Origin of the sequence: Nocardia sp. BMG111209, from assembly GCF_000381925.1 — a bacterium.
GTDB lineage: Bacteria > Actinomycetota > Actinomycetes > Mycobacteriales > Mycobacteriaceae > Nocardia.
The window spans coordinates 535763-553654 of sequence record NZ_KB907310.1 but is presented as its reverse complement, the minus strand read 5'-3'; the positions used below and the strand labels follow the sequence as shown (position 1 = coordinate 553654).

Genomic DNA, 17892 nt, shown 5'->3' with positions numbered 1-17892 from the left:
GCGACAGCCCGCCGCGCAGATGATCGAACTCGACATCGGCGGCATGACCTGCGCCTCCTGCGCAGCGCGCATCGAGAAGAAGCTGAACCGGATCGAGGGCGTCACCGCGACGGTGAACTACGCCACCGAGAAGGCGGCCGTCGACCATCCGCCGGCCGTCACGCCGCAGCAGCTGATCGACACCGTCGTGGCAACCGGTTACACCGCGACCGTGCACGCGCCGGCCGCACCGGAGACTGCGGAGCACGCGCCGGAGTCGGTGGCCGACCGGCTGCGGCAGCGACTGCTGATCTGCCTGGTACTGGCCGTGCCGGTGATCGCCACTGCCATGATCCCGGCGCTGCAGTTCCGCAACTGGCAGTGGTTGTCGCTGACGCTCGCGGCGCCGGTGGTGGTCTGGGGCGGCGCCGGATTCCACCGCGCGGCCTGGGTCAATCTCCGCCACGCGACGGCGACCATGGACACCCTGATCTCCCTGGGCACGCTGTCGGCGTTCGCCTGGTCGCTGTACGCGCTGTTCGTCGGTGACGCGGGGATGCCCGGTATGCGGCACGGTTTCACCCTCGCGGTCGACCGCGGCGCGGCCGCCTCCGACATCTACCTCGAGGTCGCGGCCGGGGTGGTCGTCTTCGTGCTGACCGGACGGTACTTCGAGGCGCGTGCCAAGGAACGCGCCGGATCCGCCCTGCGCGCCCTGCTGGAACTCGGCGCCAAGGACGTCGCCGTCCTGCGCGACGACCGCGAGGAACGGATCCCGGTGGCGCAGTTGCGGGTCGGCGACCGGTTCCTGGTCCGGCCCGGCGAGAAGATCGCCACCGACGGTGTGGTCGAAGGCGGCGCGTCGGCGATCGACGCGAGCCTGCTCACCGGCGAATCGATGCCGGTCGAGGTGGGTCCGGGCGATCCGGTCGTCGGCGCCACGGTGAACGTCGGCGGCCTGCTGACCGTCCGCGCCACCCGGATCGGCGCCGACACCCAGCTCGCGCAGATGGCGAAGCTGGTGGAACAGGCCCAGCACGGCAAGGCGCCGGTGCAGCGGCTGGCCGATCGGGTGGCCGGGGTGTTCGTGCCGATCGTGATCGCCCTGGCCGTGGCGACCCTGGGCTTCTGGCTGGGCACCGGCGTGGCGCCGACCGTCGCGTTCGGGGCCGCGGTCGCGGTGCTGATCATCGCCTGCCCGTGTGCCCTGGGCCTGGCCACCCCGACCGCGCTGCTGGTCGGCACCGGCCGCGGCGCGCAACTCGGCGTGCTGATCAAGGGCCCGCAGGTGCTGGAATCGACCCGGCGGGTCGACACCGTGGTGCTGGACAAGACCGGCACCGTCACCACCGGCACCATGACCCTGGCCGAGGTGCTCCCGACCGGCGACGTCACCGCCGACGACCTGCTGGCCACCGCCGCGGCCGTCGAGCACGGCTCCGAACATCCGGTCGCGCGCGCGATCGTCACCGCCGCCGGCGCTCTGCCCCGGGAACCGGTGCAGCACTTCGTCAATCACGGCGGCAAGGGGGTGCGGGGCACGGTCGGCGACCGCGAGGTGATCATCGGCCGCCCCGAACTGCTGGCGGAACGGTCGATCACCGAACCACCAGCCGTGACCACCGCCCGCGAGACCGCCGAGGCGGCGGGCCGGACCGCCGTCGTGGTCGCCTGGGACGGAATCGCGCACGGCGTCATGGTCCTCGCCGACGCGGTGAAACCGACCAGCGCCGCGGCGATCACCGAACTGCGCGCCCTCGGCCTCACCCCGATCCTGCTGACCGGCGACAACGCCGCCACCGCCCGCACGGTCGCCGCTCAGGTCGGCATCGATGAGGTGATCGCCGGGGTACTACCCGCCGGCAAGCTGGACGTGATCAAGCAGTTGCAGGACCGGGGCAAGGTGGTCGCCATGGTCGGCGACGGCGTCAACGACGCGGCCGCGCTGGCCCAGGCCGATCTGGGCCTGGCGATGGGCACCGGCACCGATGTCGCGATCGAGGCGGGCGACATCACCCTGGTCCGCGGCGATCTGCGCACGGTCGCCACCGCCATCCGGCTGTCCCGCCGCACCCTCGGCACGATCCGCGCAAACCTGTTCTGGGCCTTCGGCTACAACGTCGCCGCCATCCCCCTGGCCGCCGCCGGCCTGCTGAACCCGATGCTCGCCGGCGCCGCCATGGCCCTGTCCAGCATCTTCGTCGTCACCAACAGCCTCCGCCTCCGCACCTTCCGCTGAGCCACCGGCGGACAGGACCGGCTCCGGCCAGCGACACATATCGGCCCGGCCGACACCAGCGTGACCGGTCGAACAGTGCCGGCTCGGCCCGGCGACGCGCACCCGCACAGCTCACCGGCAATCCCCCGAACAGGCCCGGCGGTAGCAAGTCGGTCCGGCCCGGCCAGCACCGGCGTGACCGGTCGAACAGTGCCGGCTCGGCCGAGCGACGCGCACCCGCACAGCTCACCAGCAATCCCCCCGAACAGGCCCGGCGGTAGCAAGTCGGTCCGGCGATGGTGCGTCCGCACCGATCGGGGCCGGGTGAGCGGTGTCGGCGAGGCGACGAAGGCGGCGTCGAAAGTTTCGCCACGGGCGGTGGGATCGATCCCCGCGGCGACCCGGCGCTGTTCGGGCGCCGGCCGAGCCGGTCAGGTGGTGTCGGCGAGGCGGACGAAGGCGGCGGTGTCTAGGGTTTCGCCACGGGCGGTGGGGTCGATCCCGGCGGCGACGAGGCGCTGTTCGGCGGCGGCCGGGGAACCGGCCCAACCTGCCAGTGCCGCGCGTAATGTCTTGCGGCGCTGGGCGAAAGCCGCGTCGACGACGGCGAAGACGCGCTGCCGGTGGGCCGGTTCCAGGGACCAGGGCGCGGTGGCATAGCGGTCGATGCGGACCAGGCCCGATTCCACCTGCGGGACCGGCCAGAACACCTGGCGGCCGACCGCTCCCGCGCGCCGCACGGTGCCGAAGAATCCGGCCTTCACGCTCGGCACGCCGTAGATCCGGGAGCCGGGAGCCGCCGACAACCGATCCGCGACCTCGGCCTGTACCATCACCAGAGCCGTTGCGAGGCAAGGCAATTCGGCCAGCAGGTGTAGCAGTACCGGCACCGCCACGTTGTAGGGCAGGTTCGCCACCAGCGCGGTCGGGGCGGCGGGCAGGTCCGCGGCGCGGACCCGCAGCGCGTCGGCCGTCACCACCGTCAGCCGCTCGGCGAGTCCGGGGGCGCGCTCGCCGACCGTCCCCGGCAGGTGCCCGGCCAGCACCGGATCGATCTCGACGGCGATCACGCGGTCGACGACGTCCAGCAGGGCCAGTGTCAGCGAGCCCAGGCCGGGGCCCACCTCCAGCACGATGTCGTCGCGGCCGACGCCCGCGCTGGTCACGATCCGGCGCACGGTGTTGGCATCGTGCACGAAGTTCTGGCCGAGCTGCTTGGTCGGCCGCACCCCGAACCGCTCGGACAGTGCCCGGACCTCGGCCGGACCGAGCAGTTCGGCCTGGCCACGTGCGGCGGCGACGGATTCGGGCATGCCCGTCAAGGTATCAAGCATCCGTTCCGGCGCTTCGGCGGGAACACCGCTACGACGTCGCGACGGACGCCAGGAACTCGTCCAGGGCCGCCCACATCTGCGGATTCCACTCGGTGTGCCCGCCGTTACCGGGCACCACCCGGAAGGCCACCCCACCGGCGGTGAGTTCGGCGGTCAGCAGCGCGTGCAGCGGCGACGGCACGACCACGTCGTTCGCATTCAGGAACAGCAGCACCGGCGCCGAATATCCGCTGGTCGGGACGGCCATATACGAGGTGACGGCGGCCCGGATCCGATCGTCGGCCAGCGGCCGGGCGAACAGGTCGCGCAGCGCCATACCCGTGGCGCGGGCGCCGATGTCGGGCAGGCACAGCCCGCCGACCGCGTCGACCAGATCCCGCCCGCGCGGGGTCAGGTAACTGACTACGTCGAGATCCGGATGGCTGCTCCGCAATCCGGCCACCATCATCGCGACCAGCGCGGTGGCGTTGCCGGACAACAGGGGTACGTCCGGCAGCTCCGGCCGGGCGACGGTCACCAGTTTCTCCACATCCGATTCCGGGTCGAAGGCGACCACGCCGCGGAAATCCAGATCGGGTGCGGTGGTCTGCTGCAGATGGGCGGTGCCGAGCGCCGCCTGCCCGCCCTGCGAACCGCCGAACACCATCCAGGTGCGCGACAACAGTTCCGGATGTGCGGCCCGGGCCGCCCGGACCAGATCGATGGTCGCCGACGCCTCGGTCTGCAACTCCAGGTACGGATGCGGGCCGGTGTCGAATCGCCCGAGCCCCAGATAATCCGGCGCCACGACGGCGAATCCCCGGGACAGCAGATGCTGGAGGAATGCGTCCTGACGAGTCGCCCCGGGGCCGGGAGTGGTGATGCCGCCGCAGTCCTGGGCCATACCGGAGGTCCCGTGGTCGTATGCCGCGATCGGCCAGCCACCGGCCGGCGGCGGGCCCGGCGGCACCAGCAACGCGCCGCTCGCGGCCACCGGCGACCCGTCCCAGGTGGTGGTCCGATACTCGATGATCGAACCGCCGGAGGTCCCGTGCCAGCCGTCGGGCTGCGGGAGCACCGCGGTCGCCGTGCCCGGCTCCGGTGCGGCGGTGGCCGGGCCGCTCGATCCCGCCAGCGCCACCCCCGCCGTCATCGCCGTCGCGACCGCCAGCACTCGCCACCCGCCGGGCACCTGCATCGAACACCCCTTCCACCGCCGATACGATTCGCGGCGGAGCGTACCGGGCATTCATGAGAGATCGGTGAAACCGCCCGGCGCCCATACGAATCGGACGGCGGCCACCGGAACCCGGTCGCGCACAGGGCCTACGGCCGCGGCGGTGTGGCCGTGATGCCGTCCAGGAAATCGTCCATCGCCGCCCACATGCTGTCGTTCAGCTGGGTGTGCCGGTCGGCACCGATGACGATCCGGGGACGGACGCCGCCGAGGACCATCTCCGCGGCCAGCACGGCGTGCAACGGCGCCGGCACGATGGTGTCGGTGGCGTTGAGCAGCAACAGCACCGGCGCGTCGTAGCCGGAGATCGGGACCTCCATATAGCTCGCCAGCGCGTCGCGGAAATCCTCGTCGCCGAGCGGGCGCGACAGCAGCGAGCCGATCTGCACGTCCGCGGTGTGCGCGGCGATGTCGTACAGGCACAACTTCTCGATCCGGTCGAGCAGCGCGCGACCCTCGGGGGTCAGATAGCTGTTCACGTTCAGATCGGGCCGGGCCGTGCGCAGACCGGCCAGGATCATCGCCACGAATCCGGTGGTCGGACCGGTCAGCAGCGGGATATCCGGCACGTTCGGGCCGCCGATGGCGACGATCAGCTTCTCCACATCGGATTCGGGATCGTCGGCGACCACACCGCGGAAGTCCAGGTCCGGCGCGAGGGTCTGCTGTAGATGGGCGGCGCCCAGTGCGGCCTGGCCGCCCTGCGAGGCCCCGAACGCCGCCCAGGTGCGCGACAGCTGCGCGTTCGCCGTGCGCGCGGCGCGGACCAGGTCGATCGTGGCCGCCGCCTCGGAACGGATCTCCAGATACGGGTGCGGGCCGGTGTCGAACCGGCCGAGGCCCACATAGTCGGGTGCGACCACCGCGAAGCCCCGGGACAGGAAGTACTGCAGGAATTCGTCCTCCCGTTGCGACCCGTTCCCGGCATCGGTGATGCCGCCGCAGTGGGGGCCGAGCCCGGTGGTGCCGTGTTCGTAGGCGACGATCGGCCAGCCCTGGGCCGGCGCCCTACCCGGCGGGACGAACAGCGCGCCGCTGACATGCCGCGGGGTGCCGTCCGAGGCGGAGGTCCAGTAATCGATGATCGAACCGTCGGCGATGCCGTGCCAGCCGGGCGGCTGCGCCAGCACCGCCGACGTGGTACCCGGCAAAGGTCCGGCTACGGCGGGAACGCCGGCGGCAGGCACGACCATCGCGGTCGTCCCACATCCGGCGATCACGGCCCAGGCCCAGATCTTGTGCCTCCACCTGCCCGGCATCGAACACCTCGTTTCCGTCGGCGGCAAAACCCGGGCGAAGGATAGCGGGCCACGGGGTGCGAACGTGGAAAGCTCCCGGTTCCGGACGCTCGACCGGGATGTCGTTGACGTCAATTGAAACTGGTTCTAGTTTCTGAGGGTTGGTGTCGCAGCGACGGAAGAGGCAGAGCGATGCAGGGCAGACACGACGGACGACGAGTGCTGGTCACGGGGGCGGGTTCGGGCATCGGCCGGGGCATCGTGCTCCGGATGCTCGAGGAGGGCGCCCGGGTCGTCGGGGGCGACATCGACGAGCGGGGCCTGAAGGGGACGGCCGAGGCCGCGGCGGACCGGGCCGACCGGCTGCTGACCGTGCCCGTCGACATCTCCGATCAGGACTCCGCGCAGGCCGCCTGCGCGACCGCCACCGACCATCTGGGCGGGCTGGATGTACTGGTCAACGCCGCGGGCATCATGCGCGCCGCGCACACCCACGAGATGTCGCTGGAGCTGTGGAACCAGGTCATCAACGTGAACCTGACCGGGACCTTCCTGATGTGCCGGGCCGCCCTGCCGCAGTTGCTGCAGTCCGACCATCCGGTGATCGTGAACTTCTCCTCCACCGCGGCGTTCGGCTCGAACCCGTACATGGCCGCGTACTCCGCCTCCAAGGGCGGGGTCAACGCGCTCACCCACTCGCTGGCGCTGGAATACGTGAAGCAGGGGCTGCGCGCGGTGAACATCGTGCCGGGCGGCATCACCACCGGCATCACCGACAACCTGGCGCTGCCCGCCGATGCCGACTGGGGTCTGATGGCCCGGCTGACCGGCTGGATCAACGGCGGCGCGCTCGGCAATCCGGCCGATATCGCGGGCGTGGTGGCGATGGTGACCTCGAAGGACGGCCGCTACATCACCGGCAGCGAGATCCGCGTCGACGGCGGCGCGCTGATGTAGCCCCTCACCCGATGCTGTGACATGGCATCACCCGATCCCGTGACATCAGCATCACCCGATGCCGAGGCGGCTCGTGCACGCCGGCCAGGCGCCCCAGCCCTGGCGGGAGCGGGTCACCTCGGCGATGGCGATCTGTTCCTCCCGCGTGGCCAGATCCGCGCGGGGGGCATAGCGCGTACCGCCCTGCCGTTCCCACGTGCTCTGATCGAACTGCACCCCGCCGAAATACCCGTTGCCGGTGTTGATCCCCCAGTTGCCGCCGGATTCGCAGCTCGCCAGCGCGTCCCAGGTCGAACCGTCGCGCACGGTCGGCACCTCGGTACCGGGTTTGGCGCCGTGCCGGACCGTCTTGGGCTGGGCCGGCACGACCACCTTGTTGCCGACCGCGTCCTTGCTCATCTCGTCGCCGTTCACGATCGACACCGCGTAGGTGACGTCCTGCACCCCGGCCACACCGGGATTCTCGACGACGGTCCGGCTCATGTTGAGGTCCGGATCGTCGATCTCGTTCTCCGGCGGATCCAGCGGCTCCCGCTCGATCCGATTCTCGATCCGCTTGCGGGTGACGGTGATCTTCATACCCTCGGTGAGCGGCGTATCCGGCGTCGGCACCACCGAATCCTGATTGATCAGCGGCACACCCTGCACCGTCAGCAGCTCGCCGACGGTCGGCGCGGCCAGCCGCACATAGCCGAACGCACCGCCGTTGTCGGCCAGCTGCACCGTGCGCGGGCTGGTCACCGCCAGCGACGCACCCTGCAGCGGCAGCGGCGTCGGCCGCGACGGCGAGGTGAACACATCACCCGGAATCTTCAGCTGCGTCAGCGCGTCCGCGACGGTGAAGGCGGTGGTCCACGCCGTCTGCCGGCGGCCGTCGACGGTGAGCGCGATCTGCCGGGCCCGGTTGAACGTGATGGTCTCGCCGTCGGTGATCGTCGCGTCACCGCCGGGATCGACGGCATCGCGCGAACCGAGGGCCAGCCCGGCGGATTTCAACGCGCCGCGCACGTTGCCGGACATGGTGACCTGCGTGACCTTCTGGCCGTCGACGACGAGCGTCACCGTCTTCTTGCTCACGATCGCCATCGACGCACCGGCCATGAGGGTGAGCAGCAATGCCGCAATCGCCGCGTACAACAGCGGCGACCGAGACGAGTTGATCCGCCGTAGCGGCGACTTCATCAGGTACAGCGACATGATAACAATGCGATAACGAAGGGGTCGGAGCCGCCAACCACACTCCGTGGAACAGCCGCTTTACGGATAACGAATTGATGGAGATACCGCGAGTCGGTAACAATCCGCCGTCATCGTAATGAACCGCGCCCCGATCCGCATGTCGGATCGGGGCGCTGTGTGCGGTTCGCGAGCCCGCGGCTAGAGCCCGTACACCCGTTCGGCGTTCGCGGTGAGCGTCTCGGCGAGTTCGCCGGGATCCCGATCGCGCAGCGCGGCCAGCGCGCGCACGGTGTAGGGCAGGCAGTACGGCTCGTTCGGAGCGCCACGGAAGGGGTGCGGGGTGAGGAAGGGCGCGTCGGTCTCCACGAGGATCAGCTCGTCGGGCACCAGCTTCGCGGCCTCGTGCAGGTCGTGCGCGTTCTTGAAACTCACCGTGCCGGAGAAGCTCAGCACGTATCCCTGCTCCACGCAGGCCAGGGCCATGGTCGCGTCGGAGGAGAAGCAGTGGAAGATCACCGTCTCCGGCGCGCCCTCGTCCAGCAGCACGGTCAGCAGGTCGAAATCGGCGTCGCGGTTGTGGATCATCAGCGGCTTGCCCAGCCGCTTGGCCAGGTCGATATGCCAGCGGAAGCCCTCCACCTGATCCTCGACCGGGGCACAGTTCTCCAGCTTGCCGGGCCAGTAGTAGTCCAGCCCGGTCTCCCCCACGGCCACCACGCGCGGATCGGCGGCCAGCTGCTCGAGCTCCGCCCGCGCCGCGTCGTCGAGCGCGTTCGCCCTGGTGGGATGCAGTGCCACCGCCGCGAACACGCGCGGATCCCAGTGCGCGGCCCGCACCGCGAAGCGGGCGGCGGCCAGATCGTCGGCGATGGTCACCACCCGGCCGACCCCGACCGCGGCGGCCCGATCCAGCACCGCGGCAACCGATTCCGCGTCGGTGGCGCCGCAGGCATCCAGATGGGTGTGCGCGTCCACCAGCGGGGACAGCGGTTCCGGCGCGTCGGGCGCGGGTCGTTTACCGGCCATGATGTCGGAGGATATTCACGCGAGCGGTACGAGGCACGCCGACTACAGTAATGGGATCATGACTGCTGCCGAACGTCCCGCCTTCTACCTCACCACGGCCATCGCCTACCCCAACGGCGTGCCGCACATCGGGCATGCGTACGAGTACATCTCCTCCGATGCGCTCGCGCGGTTCAAGCGGCTCGACGGGTACGACGTGTTCTTCATGACGGGTACCGACGAGCACGGCCAGAAGATGCAGCAGACGGCCGCCGCCGAGGGCATCCCGGTCGAGGAGCTGGCCCGGCGCAATTCGGGTGTCTTCGAGCAGATGGACAAGGTGCTCGACATCTCCTACGACCGGTTCATCCGGACCACCGACGACGATCACACCCGCGCGAGCATCGCCATCTGGGAGGCCATGCTGGCCGCCGGCGACATCTACCTCGGCACCTACGCGGGCTGGTACTCGGTGCGCGACGAGGCGTTCTACGCCGCGGAGGAGACCGTCGTCCTCGACGACGGCACCCGGGTCGCCACCGAGACCCGCACGCCGGTGGAGTGGAGCGAGGAGTCCAACTACTTCTTCCGGCTGTCGAAGTATCAGGACGCTCTGCTCGGCCTGTACGAGTCGCAGCCCGATTTCATCCTGCCCGCGACCCGGCGCAACGAGATCGTCAGCTACGTGAAGGCCGGTCTGAAGGATCTGTCCATCTCCCGCACCACCTTCGACTGGGGTGTGCCGGTGCCGGAGGATCCGCGGCACGTGATGTACGTGTGGGTGGACGCGCTCACCAACTACCTCACCGGCGTCGGCTATCCGGATACGGATTCGGCTGCGTTCCAACGGTATTGGCCCGCCGATGTGCACATCATCGGCAAGGACATCACCCGCTTCCACACCGTGTACTGGCCGGCGTTCCTGCTGTCGGCCGGCGTCGCGCTGCCGAAACGGGTGTTCGTGCACGGCTTCCTGTTCAACAAGGGCGAGAAGATGTCCAAATCGGTCGGCAACGTGGTCGATCCGATGGCGCTGGTCGACGCCTACGGCCTGGATCCGGTGCGGTTCTTCCTGCTGCGCGAGATCTCCTACGGTCAGGACGGCTCCTACAGTCACGACGCGATCGTCGGGCGGATCAACACCGATCTGGCCAACGAATACGGCAACCTGGTGCAGCGCAGCCTGAAGATGGTCGCGCGCGACTTCGGTTCCGCGGTACCGGAACCCGGCGCGTTCACCGCCGAGGACACCGAACTGCTCGACCGCGCCCGCGGCCTGCTCGACCGCTGCCGCGCCGAATTCGACCAGCAGCAGATGCATCTGGCGCTCGAGGCGATCTGGCTCACGCTCGGCGAGACCAACCGGTACTTCTCGGCGCAGCAGCCGTGGGCGCTGGCGAAGGCCGGGGACACGGCCCGCGAGGGCACGGTCCTCTACGTGACCCTCGAGGTGCTGCGCATCGTGTCGATCCTGGCGCAGCCGGTGATCCCGGGTTCCGCCGGGAAGATCCTGGACCTGCTGGGCCAGACCGGCCGCACCTTCGCCGACATCGCCACCGCACTGGTCGCGGGCACCGCGCTGCCGGAACCGGAAGTCGTCTTCCCGAAGTATCTCGAACCGAAGAGCTGAATCATTCGGCGCCGCACAGCGATGCGGGGTCGTCGGCCACACAGCTCTTCGGCTCGTCGGCGAGGGGCGGGTACTCCACCGCCCCGCCCTCGTCCGGTCCGCAGCCCGGCGCCTTCGCGCAGTTGATGTTCACGTCCAGCACCCGGGCGCCGGGGCCCTCGTCGCCGAGCTGGTCGTGCGGATTCACCAGCCGGCAGCTCGCCAGCGAGAGGCAGCCGCAGCCGATACAGCCGGTCAGGCTGTCGCGCAGGCGGATCAGCTGTTCGATGCGCTGATCCAGATCCTCCTGCCAGGTGGTGGACAGCCGCTCCCAATCCTTGCGATTGGGGGTGCGGCCCTCCGGCAGGGTTTCCAGCGCCTTGCGGATCTCCGCGAGCGGGATCCCCACCCGCTGCGAGATTCGGATGAAGGCCACCCGCCGCAACGTCTCCCGAGCGTATCGTCGCTGATTACCGCTGGTACGGCGGCTGGTGATGAGGCCCTCGCGCTCGTAGAAGTGCAGGGCGGAGACGGCGACCCCGCTGCGTTCGGACAGCTGCCCGGGAGTGAGTTCCTTCGCCTGCCAGGGCTGGGTGCGCGTCAATGTCCCGGCTCCGTCCGGCGGGATCCGCGGCGGTCGGCCGCCGTCCCCCGCATCCGGTTCCGAGCATTCGACATAACCTCAATATTACTCGAGGTTCCCCGGTCGACTGGGCGTTTCGGACAAGCTGTGACATTCGACAAACCACGACGTATCCGGGTATCGGCCGTTGTCACAACGAACAACGTGCGGGAACCGTGGGTGGTTCCCGCACCCAGCGAATTTCGTGCCAATGCGGCTTCGTGCCAGTACGGTCAGGATCATGGGAACGAAGGCTGTGCCGCCGGCGCGACCGTTTTCCGTGACATCCGAGGTCGGCGCGCTGCGCACCGTCCTGTTGCACCGGCCCGGTGATGAACTGCGCCGGCTCACCCCGCGTAACAACGATCAACTGCTGTTCGACGCCATCCCCTGGGTGGAGCGGGCCCAGCAGGAGCACGACACCTTCGCCGGGGTGCTGCGCGGCCGCGGGGTCGAGGTCCTGCTGCTGGAGGATCTACTGGTGGAGACCCTCGCCACCAGCGGCGCCGGGCGCAGCATGGGGATCACCGCCGCGGTCGACGCGCGGCGCATCGGCCATTCCCTCGCCAACGATCTCAAGGCCCATCTGCGCGGCGTCCCGGCCCCGGAACTGGCCGGAATCCTCACCGCCGGCATGACCTTCGACGAACTGCCGTTCGGGTCCGACGCCGCCTCGCTGGTCCGGCGGATGCACCACGGCACCGATTTCGTGATCGATCCGCTGCCGAATCTGCTGTTCACCCGCGACTCCTCGTTCTGGGTCGGCCCAAAGGTGGCGATCACCTCGCTGGCGCTGCCGGCCCGGGCCCGGGAAACCTCCCTCACCGACCTCGTCTACGCCTTCCACCCGCGCTTCCTCGGGGTGCGGCGGGCCTACGAATCGCACACCGCGCCGATGGAGGGCGGCGACGTCCTGCTGCTGGCCCCCGGCGTGGTGGCCGTCGGCGTGGGCGAACGCACCTCACCGGCGGGCGCCGAAGCACTGGCCCGCAGCCTCTTCGAGGACAACCTCGCCCACACCGTCCTGGTCGTCCCCATCGCCCAGAACCGCGCGACCATGCATCTGGACACCGTCTGCACGATGGTCGACGTCGATGCGGTGGTGATGTACCCGGCGGTACAGGACTCGCTGCACGCCTTCACCATCCGTAAAGAGCAGGACGGTACGGTCGGTATGCGCGGGCCGGACCCGTTCCTACCGGCCGCCGCGCAGGCGATGGGTATCGACCGGCTCCGGGTGTTCGACACCGGTCGCGATCACGTCACCGCCGAACGGGAGCAGTGGGACGACGGCAACAACACCCTGGCCCTCGCGCCGGGCGTGGTGGTTGCCTACGAACGCAACGAGAACACGAACGCGCGCCTGTCCGATGCGGGTATCGAGGTGTTGACGATCCCCGGCTCCGAACTCGGCTCCGGCCGGGGCGGGCCGCGCTGCCTGTCCTGTCCGTTGCTGCGCGACGAGGTATGAGGTGATGCTGGACATTCCGGTCGACCACAACAACGCGGCGGTCCCGCCGTACGAACAGCTGCGTCAGGGCATCATGGCCCGGGTCCGCTCCGGCGAGCTGACGGCCGGCACCAAGATCCCCACCGTGCGCGGGCTGGCGGCGCAACTGGGCCTGGCTCCCAACACCGTCGCGCGCGCCTATCGCGAACTGGAGCAGGACGGGGTGCTGGAGACCCGCGGCCGGCTCGGCTCGTTCATCGCCTCCACCGGCGACCCGACCCGGGACGCGGCCGGCCGCGCGGCCACCGAGTACGTGGCGGTGATCCGGCGACTGGGCCTCGACGACGAGGCCGCGCTGAACTATCTCCGGCTCGCCCTGCGGGAGTAGCGCGCTACCGCCAGCTCGGCAGCCACAGATGGTCGTGCCAGCTGTCCGTCGTGATCGGCAGTGCCGTGAGGATCGGCCACAGCCAGATGAAGTTCGCGATCACCAGCGCGAGATACAGGGACACCAGCAGCAGCCCGAGGCTCTGCCGTTCGCCGGCCACCAGGAAGCGGTGCCCGCCGGGTATCCGCAGGATCGGGGCCGGGCCCAGGATGTCGCCGAGGACCAGCGCGAGTCCCATCACCAGGAACGGCGCCATCGGCACCGCGTAGAAGTAGTACATCTGCCGATCCAGGGTCAGGAACCACGGCAGCAGTCCGGCGCCGTAGCCGGCCAGCATCGCGGCGTAGCGCCAGTCCCGGCGAGTCGCGACCCGCCAGATCCCCCACGCCAGCATCGGCAGCGAGAGCCACCAGATCGCGGGCGTGCCGATCAGCATCACCGCCTTCACGCACACCTGCTTACCGCAGCCCGTGGAACCGGTGTCGGCGTAGTAGTACAGCATCGGCCGCAGGCTCATCGGCCACGACCAGGGCTTGGACTCCCACGGATGATGGTTGCCGGCCGAATTGGTCAGGCCCTCGTGGAATTTCAGCGATTCGCCCTGGTTGTGCCACAGCGAGCGCAACGCGTCGGGTATCCAGGACCAGGTCCCGCCGGTGCCGACCGCATTGCCCACCGAATACCGGTCGTAGCTGTCCTCGCCGGCGAACCAGCCGGCATAGGTCGCCAGGTAGACCAGCAGCGGAATGGCGACCAGCGCATACAGTGCGGGCCCGACATCCCGGACCAGCGCACCCGCCCATGGCTGCGGTACCCGGTAGCGCCGCCGCGCGGCGATGTCGAAGGCCACCGACATCAGCCCGAAGAACGCGATGAAGTACATACCGGACCATTTGGTCCCGCAGGCGAGCCCGAGCAGCAGGCCCGCACCGAACCGCCACCAGCGCACCCCGAGCCGCGGGCCGTACGGGCTCAGCGTGCTGCGGCCCTCCGCGTACACCCGGGCCATCCGCGCCAGCATCTCGTCGCGGTCGACGATCAGGCAGCCGAAGGCACCGAGTACGAACAGCGCCTGGAAGATGTCGAGCATCCCGATCCGGGACGAGACGAAGGTCGTGCCGTCGGCGATCAGCAGGATGCCCGCCGCGCCGCCGAGCATGGTGGACCGGGTCATCCGCCGGGTGATCCGGATGACCAGCAGAATGATCAGGCAGCCGGACAGCGCCGCGGTGAACCGCCAGCCCAGCGGGGTGTAGCCGAACAGCGCCTCGCCGAGGGCGATCATCTGCTTGCCCACCGGCGGATGCACGATCAGCCCGTACGCGGGGTTGTCCTCCACCCCGCCGCCGTGCAGCAGCTGCCAGGCCTGCGGCGCGTAGTGCTTCTCGTCGAAGACCGGGGTGTCGGCGTCGGTCGGATAGTTCAGATTGGTGAAGCGGGTGACCGCCGCGATCGCGGTCAGGAATATGGTGACCAGCCAGCCCCGCATCCGGTCGTTCGGGCCGATGTCGAGGGTGGGGCGCAGCGGCGCCGGGCTGGACAAGGCCGGGCCCGCACCGATCGGCGGCCGCACGTCGGTCAGCTGGGTCACGCCCCCGATGGTATGTCGTGACAACATGACTGTTCGTATCGAGAGGACAAAGCGGGGTGCGGGTCACCGCTGGTAACCGAGGACCGTCGACACCGTGCCGTCGCACGGTCCCGCCGGCATCGGCGGTGGCAGACAGGAGCAGAGTGAGCGGTCGAGGACCCGAGCCGACAGTGGCACGTAACCGTGCGGACCGTCCGTCCCAGCCCGATGTTCATGTTGTGACAACTCGGAATTCGCAGGCGGCGAAGCATCACGGCACCGACAGCGCACCCGCCGACCTCGACCCGAACGATCACGGCCCGAACGATCACAGGCCGGACGACCATGGGCCGGACGACCATGGCCGGGACACTCGCGGGCCAGAAGACCGCGACCTGGACGACCGCAGACCAGACGACCGCAGGCCAGACGACCGCGACCCGGACGACCGCGAGCCGGACGACCATGACCTGGACGACCGCGGGCCGGACGACCATGGCCCGGACGATCACGGGCCAAAAGACCATGGCCCGGACGACCGCGAGCCGGAGGGCGCGGCGGACCGGCACCACGCGGAACCTGTACCCCACGAGCCGAGCAGCGGGCACGGCCGGCTGGTCCTGGCCGCGACGCCGATGGGCGACGTCGGCGACGCGTCGCAGCGCCTGCGCACCGCTCTGGCCACGGCCGACGTGGTCGCCGCCGAGGACACCCGCCGCACCCGTTCGCTGGCCAAGGCGCTGGACGTCACCATCACCGGCCGGATCGTGAGCTTCTACGACCACGTCGAGGCCGCCCGGATCCCGCACCTGCTCGCGGAGATCGAGGCCGGGCGGACGGTCCTGCTGGTCACCGACGCCGGTATGCCGTCGGTCAGCGATCCCGGCTACCGGCTGGTCGCCGCCTGTGTGGCCCGCGATCTCCCGGTCACCTGCCTGCCCGGTCCCTCGGCGGTGACCACCGCGCTGGCGCTGTCCGGCCTGCCGATGGAACGGTTCTGCTTCGACGGCTTCGCACCCCGCAAATCCGGTCAGCGCCGGGAATGGCTGCGCACCCTGTCCACCGAATCGCGCGCGGTGGTCTTCTTCGAGGCCCCACACCGCCTCGCCGACTGCCTGGCCGACGCCGCCGCGGTCCTCGGCGGCACCCGCCGCGCCGCGGTCTGCCGCGAGCTGACCAAGACCTACGAGGAGGTCGTCCGCGGCACCCTCGCCGAACTGGCCGAATGGGCGGCCACCGGCGTCCGCGGCGAGATCACCGTCGTCCTTGCAGGCGCCGAACCGGTCGCGGCCGACCCCGCCGATCTGGTCGGCGAGGTGGAAGCCCTGGTCGCCACCGGCCTGCGCCTCAAGGAGGCCTGCGCCAGCGTCGCCGCCGACACCGGCGCCTCCCGGCGCGAACTCTACGACGCCGTGCTCGCCGCCCGCGCCGACTGACCCGTGACCGTCAGGCCCGGCGGTCCACCAATGCCCAGGACGCCGCGGCCGCGGCGGCGGACACCGCGACGACCGACGGCCAGGCGCCGATCTTCTTGGCCAGCGGGTGCGAGGCACCCATCGCGCCGGCCGACAGTCCGGTCAGCGCCACCGCGCCACCGACCCCGGCCACCTTGCGCCAGCGCGGCACCGCCGCACCGATCGCGGCGGTGAACACCAGACCGCCGAGCTGCCGCTTCTTCGTCGCCTGCGCCAACGCGAACCCCCCGGTGAGTCCAGTCGCGACCAGCAACGACGTGGGAATCCGAGCCATTTGAAATACCTCCCGCACATGATCGAATCGAACCGGATCCGACCTTACGCGCCGCCGGTGACACGACTGCCGCCGCAGGCCCGAACACTGTTGCGCCCCACATCTTTTGCCGACGAACCGCAGGCCGCCGGCTGTCCGGATCAGCGGCGGCGGCCCTCGCCCAGTCCGTAGTAGAAGCGGTCGTTGGCCTTACGCATCGCGTACTCGTACGGCAGCGCGAATTTGCGGGACACCCAGTAACCGAAGCGGACGTCGAACGAGGTGTGGATCATGAAGCGATTGCGCTCGATGCCGCGCAGGATCAGGTCCGCGACGTGCTCCGGCGGGGCGGCGTGCTCCTGGAAGCGGCGCACCCAGCGCTGCACCCGGGGATCGTCACGGTCGACACCGGCGATCTCGACGGTCTGCACGAGATGGGTGTTCACCGCGCCGGGCACCACCAGATGCACGGTGATCCCGTGCCGGGCCAGGTCGAACCGCAACACCTCGGACACGCCGCGCAGCCCGAACTTGCTGGCGCTGTAGGCGGCGTGCCAGGGCAGCGCCAGCAGACCGGCCGCCGAGGACACGTTGACCAGCGCACCGCCGCGCCCGGCGCGGGTCATCGGCGGTACGAAGTTCTCGATCACGTGGATCGGGCCCATCAGATTCACGTCGACCATCTGCCGCCAGTGCCGATGCTCGAGATGCTCGACCGTGCCCCAGGCCGACACCCCGGCGACGTTCATCACCACGTCCAGGCTGCCGTGCCGGTCATGGACGTCCTCGGCGAATGCGGTCACCGCGTCGTAATCGGTGATGTCGAGGGCCCGCTCGGCGAGCACCTTGCCACCCGCTCGATCGATCGATTCGACGGTGCCGGCCAGCCCTTCCGCATCGATGTCGGTGAGCACGAGTTCCGCGCCGAGCCGGGCGGCGGCGAGGGCGGTTGCCCGTCCTATCCCGCTGGCCGCACCGGTGACGAGGGTCTTCTTGCCGCTGACGGATTTCAAGCGATCACGCACGCGTTCCTCAGGGGTCGTGGCGGCACCGGACTTCTGCCCTGCCGGTGCCGGCGGATTTTCCACTACTGCCCTGGAGCATACGGGCCGAACAGCCCGCGCGGTTCGAACGCGGCGCAGTTGCACCCGCTGCTAGCGCCACCGAGACCACGCCGTTCAGCGCAACTGTGACAGAGCACGGCAAGACGACCGTTCCGTCGCATCGGCCACCCAATCAACAGCCGGATCCGCCGATCGAGCGCGCACCGGCCTACAGGCGACCGAGCGGCCACCGATCACCCCCGGCCGACGCATCACCGGATCCGGGCCCGCGGATCAGCCCTTACAAGCACCGCCGATCCGCGGCCCACCGATCAGCACCGGCCGAGTACCGCCGA

At 70.1% G+C, this 17892-nt stretch carries 14 protein-coding genes and 1 pseudogene; 6 read left to right on the top strand and 9 right to left on the bottom strand.

Going from position 1 to position 17892, the window contains the following annotated elements:
- Positions 1–19 precede the first annotated feature (19 nt).
- Positions 20–2218 (top strand): cation-translocating P-type ATPase, encoded by a 2199-nt coding sequence (locus G361_RS0140550; RefSeq protein ID WP_052173041.1) that lies wholly within the window; start codon positions 20–22, stop codon positions 2216–2218.
- A 410-nt stretch (positions 2219–2628) separates the two neighbouring features.
- On the opposite strand, the gene rsmA is transcribed toward G361_RS0140550, so the two are convergent.
- The 3 genes from rsmA to G361_RS0140535 all read right to left on the bottom strand — a co-directional run bounded on the left by rsmA (position 2629) and on the right by G361_RS0140535 (position 6006).
- The gene (rsmA, locus tag G361_RS0140545; protein ID WP_019932881.1) at positions 2629–3510 is read right to left on the bottom strand and encodes a 16S rRNA (adenine(1518)-N(6)/adenine(1519)-N(6))-dimethyltransferase RsmA; all 882 of its coding nucleotides are present in this window, start codon (positions 3508–3510) and stop codon (positions 2629–2631) included.
- 49 nt (positions 3511–3559) lie between these two features.
- Complete coding sequence (locus tag G361_RS0140540; RefSeq protein ID WP_026344110.1) at positions 3560–4708, bottom strand: lipase family protein; 1149 nt, start codon at positions 4706–4708, stop codon at positions 3560–3562.
- Positions 4709–4836: 128 nt separating this feature from the next.
- Positions 4837–6006: a lipase family protein gene (locus G361_RS0140535; protein ID WP_026344109.1), complete on the bottom strand. Its 1170-nt coding sequence runs from the start codon at positions 6004–6006 to the stop codon at positions 4837–4839.
- A 171-nt stretch (positions 6007–6177) separates the two neighbouring features.
- On the opposite strand from G361_RS0140535, the gene G361_RS0140530 reads away from it, so the two are divergent.
- The gene (locus G361_RS0140530) at positions 6178–6942 is read left to right on the top strand and encodes an SDR family NAD(P)-dependent oxidoreductase (protein WP_026344108.1); all 765 of its coding nucleotides are present in this window, start codon (positions 6178–6180) and stop codon (positions 6940–6942) included.
- Positions 6943–6993: 51 nt separating this feature from the next.
- Here G361_RS0140530 and G361_RS0140525 read toward each other — a convergent pair whose 3' ends face one another.
- Both G361_RS0140525 and G361_RS0140520 read right to left on the bottom strand, forming a co-directional pair.
- Positions 6994–8139, bottom strand: a complete 1146-nt coding sequence (locus tag G361_RS0140525; protein WP_019932877.1) for a resuscitation-promoting factor — start codon at positions 8137–8139, stop codon at positions 6994–6996.
- A 180-nt stretch (positions 8140–8319) separates the two neighbouring features.
- A complete protein-coding gene (locus tag G361_RS0140520; protein WP_019932876.1) occupies positions 8320–9147 on the bottom strand; it encodes a TatD family hydrolase in 828 nt (275 codons plus the stop codon).
- Between the two features lie 58 nt (positions 9148–9205).
- Between G361_RS0140520 and metG the strand changes: the two genes are divergently transcribed.
- Entirely contained in the window at positions 9206–10756 is a 1551-nt protein-coding gene (gene metG, locus G361_RS0140515) for a methionine--tRNA ligase (protein WP_026344107.1), read from the top strand.
- 121 nt (positions 10757–10877) lie between these two features.
- On the opposite strand, the pseudogene soxR reads toward metG, so the two are convergent.
- Positions 10878–11339: pseudogene (soxR, locus tag G361_RS0140510) on the bottom strand (redox-sensitive transcriptional activator SoxR); the annotation flags it as partial.
- 259 nt (positions 11340–11598) lie between these two features.
- On the opposite strand from soxR, the gene G361_RS0140505 reads away from it, so the two are divergent.
- Positions 11599–12828 (top strand): arginine deiminase, encoded by a 1230-nt coding sequence (locus G361_RS0140505; protein WP_052173016.1) that lies wholly within the window; start codon positions 11599–11601, stop codon positions 12826–12828.
- Between the two features lie 4 nt (positions 12829–12832).
- The gene (locus G361_RS0140500; RefSeq protein WP_019932872.1) at positions 12833–13195 is read left to right on the top strand and encodes a GntR family transcriptional regulator; all 363 of its coding nucleotides are present in this window, start codon (positions 12833–12835) and stop codon (positions 13193–13195) included.
- A 4-nt stretch (positions 13196–13199) separates the two neighbouring features.
- On the opposite strand, the gene G361_RS0140495 is transcribed toward G361_RS0140500, so the two are convergent.
- Complete coding sequence (locus G361_RS0140495) at positions 13200–14786, bottom strand: dolichyl-phosphate-mannose--protein mannosyltransferase (RefSeq protein ID WP_019932871.1); 1587 nt, start codon at positions 14784–14786, stop codon at positions 13200–13202.
- Between the two features lie 593 nt (positions 14787–15379).
- Here G361_RS0140495 and rsmI point away from each other — a divergent pair.
- Positions 15380–16201: a 16S rRNA (cytidine(1402)-2'-O)-methyltransferase gene (rsmI, locus tag G361_RS0140490; protein WP_026344105.1), complete on the top strand. Its 822-nt coding sequence runs from the start codon at positions 15380–15382 to the stop codon at positions 16199–16201.
- 10 nt (positions 16202–16211) lie between these two features.
- On the opposite strand, the gene G361_RS0140485 is transcribed toward rsmI, so the two are convergent.
- Both G361_RS0140485 and G361_RS0140480 read right to left on the bottom strand, forming a co-directional pair.
- Positions 16212–16514, bottom strand: coding sequence for a hypothetical protein (locus G361_RS0140485; protein ID WP_019932869.1), 303 nt, complete (start codon positions 16512–16514; stop codon positions 16212–16214).
- Positions 16515–16654: 140 nt separating this feature from the next.
- Positions 16655–17518, bottom strand: a complete 864-nt coding sequence (locus tag G361_RS0140480; protein ID WP_019932868.1) for an SDR family oxidoreductase — start codon at positions 17516–17518, stop codon at positions 16655–16657.
- Positions 17519–17892: the final 374 nt, after the last annotated feature.